The 2,609-nt window shown below is 67.2% G+C and carries 2 protein-coding genes and 1 pseudogene; all 3 read left to right on the plus strand.

Annotated elements, in window-relative coordinates:
* Nucleotides 1–106: 106 nt before the first annotated feature.
* A pseudogene (locus AHiyo1_RS27680) lies at nt 107–355 on the plus strand (urea amidolyase); the annotation flags it as partial.
* A 59-nt stretch (nt 356–414) separates the two neighbouring features.
* Entirely contained in the window at nt 415–783 is a 369-nt protein-coding gene (locus AHiyo1_RS27685; protein WP_445286258.1) for a hypothetical protein, read from the plus strand.
* The gene (locus AHiyo1_RS23725) at nt 780–2,513 is read left to right on the plus strand and encodes an acetyl/propionyl/methylcrotonyl-CoA carboxylase subunit alpha (protein ID WP_059390257.1); all 1,734 of its coding nucleotides are present in this window, start codon (nt 780–782) and stop codon (nt 2,511–2,513) included. The genes AHiyo1_RS27685 and AHiyo1_RS23725 overlap by 4 nt, the downstream gene beginning before the upstream one ends.
* Nucleotides 2,514–2,609 lie beyond the last annotated feature (96 nt).

A 2,609-nucleotide genomic window follows, 5' to 3' on the forward strand; every position in this document is an offset into this window, starting at 1 on the left:
GGCGAACTCACGGTCCGGACCATCGGCGACCAGGTACTCGCGGTTGCCGGGCAGTTGTCCCATGGAAATCCGCGATGCATCGGGGGCGCCGGCCCGCCGCGCCGCAATGTGCGCGCCCTTCGCCCTCCTGGACGGCGAAACGCTCAGCCTGGGAGAGCCGACCCTCGGGGCCCGCAGTTACCTTGCCGTCCGCGGCGGGATCGATGTTGATCCGGTGCTCGGCAGCCGCTCAAGCGACTCGATGTCCGGAATCGGTCCCGCACCACTGTCGGCCGGGACCCGCCTGCCGGTGGGAAGAGCGCCGCTGTTCCAGATGGTTGGCGCTCCCGAGGAATCCACGCTCCGGCTAGGAAAGGGATCAGCGGAACTGCGGATTACCTTGGGCCCGCGGGACGACTGGTTTGATTCCCGGGCCTGGGGGCGCTCACGGGGCAGGATTGGATCACCACTGAGCAGTCCAACAGAATCGGTGTGCGGCTTGAGCCCGCCGGAGGCCGTTCCCTCGAACGAAACCCCGATAGCGGCACCGGCGAGCTCCCGAGTGAAGGCACGGTTGCCGGCGCACTCCAAGTTCCACCCAGCGGCCACCCGGTCCTTTTCCTGGCCGACCACCCGGTGACGGGCGGCTATCCGGTGATTGCCGTCGTCGTACCCGAAGACCTTCCGACGGCGGCGCAATTGCCGCCCGGCCATAGCGTGCGGTTCACGATCGTGGACCCCGCAACCCTTGAACCACGTGAAACTGCCGTTACCGGCGCTGTCCCCGAAGGAACCCAGCCATGAAAAAGGTCCTGATCGCCAACCGCGGCGAGATCGCCGTGCGGATTGCCCGCGCCTGCTCCGACGAGGGCTTGGAGTCCGTTGCCGTGTATTCGGACCCCGACGCCGATGCCCTCCACGTGCGATTTGCCGACGAAGCGTACGCACTGGGCGGTTCCACCGGCGCGGAGACGTACTTGGACATCGCCAAGCTGATCGACGTCGCCCGCCGCGCCGGTGCCGATGCCGTGCATCCCGGATATGGATTCTTGTCCGAGAACGCCGACTTCGCCCAGGCCGTGATCGACGCCGGCCTCACGTGGATCGGCCCCGCCGCGCAGTCCATCCGGGAATTGGGCAATAAGGTGACGGCCCGCGAGATCGCCGTCCGCGCTGGGGCTCCGCTTGTCCCGGGCAGCGACGGTCCTGTGGCCAACGCCGCTGAAGTACTTGCCTTCGCCTTGGAACACGGCGTGCCAGTGGCGATCAAAGCTGCTTTTGGCGGGGGAGGCCGCGGGCTCAAGATTGCGCGCCGCTTGGAGGACATCGAGGACTCTTTCGAATCCGCCGTGCGTGAGTCCAAGGCGGCCTTCGGACGCGACGAATGCTTCGTGGAGCGCTTCCTGGACCAACCGCGGCACGTCGAGGCGCAGATCCTGGCCGATATGCACGGCAACGTGGTGGTCCTCGGAACCCGCGATTGCTCCCTGCAGCGTCGCAACCAGAAGCTCGTCGAAGAGGCGCCCGCACCCTTCCTGAGCCCTGAACAGCGCACGCTCATCCACGAATCGGCCAAGGCCATTTGCCGCGAGGCCGGATACTACGGTGCCGGAACCGTGGAATACCTCGTGGCCGTGGATGGCACCATCTCCTTCCTGGAGGTCAACACGCGCCTGCAGGTAGAGCATCCCGTCACTGAAGAAACCTCCGGGGTGGACCTGGTCCGCGAGCAGTTCCGGATCGCCGCGGGCGGCATCCTCTCCCTGACCGAGGATCCTGAGCCCACAGGACACGCCTTCGAGTTCCGCCTCAACGCCGAAGATCCGGCACGCGGCTTCCTGCCGGGCCCTGGCACGGTGGACGTCTTCGAAGCGCCCACCGGTCCGGGCATCCGCGTGGACTCGGGGGTTCGCTCCGGATCAGTGGTTCCCGGAGAATATGACTCCCTCCTGGCCAAGCTGATCGTCCGGGGCGAGGACCGTCAGCAGGCCCTGCGCCGCGCCCGGGTTGCCCTGGACGAGATGCAGATCAAGGGTTTGCCCACCGTGCTGCCCTTCCACAGGGCCGTGGTCCGCCACGAGGCCTTCACCTCGGAGGACAAGCTCGGCGTCTACACCACGTGGATCGAGACCGAGTTCGCCGAAGAGCTGGCCGCCTCCCCAGAGATCGCCCGTGTGGCCCCAGGCTCCGAACGCAGCACGTTCACGGTGGAGCTGGACGGCAAGGCGGTGCAGCTTGGGCTCCCCCTCCGCTTGTTCGAAGCGCTGATGAGCGGTGGCGGCGGTTCTCAGGCTGCGGTTTCGGCCCCCGTGGTGGCCGACGACGCCGGGCTCGCTTCGCCGATGTCCGGCTCGCTGGTGAAGTGGCTGGTTGAGGACGGTGCGGCTGTGGAAGTCGGGCAACCCGTGGCCGTGCTGGAAGCCATGAAGATGGAAACCACTGTCCCGGCCCACCGTTCCGGCACTGTGGCGCGCGGTCCATACGAGCCGGGCATCGCCGTCGGGCGCGGAGAGGTGCTCGCGAGCATCGGCTGAAGTTCACGGGCATCGCCGTTCGGTAGATTTGGGGCATGCCCATGAACGCTGCGCTTCAAGGAATCGCCGACGCCGGCCATGCAACCCACGCCCACA

The sequence above is a fragment of the Arthrobacter sp. Hiyo1 genome (genome assembly GCF_001263615.2).
GTDB lineage: Bacteria > Actinomycetota > Actinomycetes > Actinomycetales > Micrococcaceae > Arthrobacter.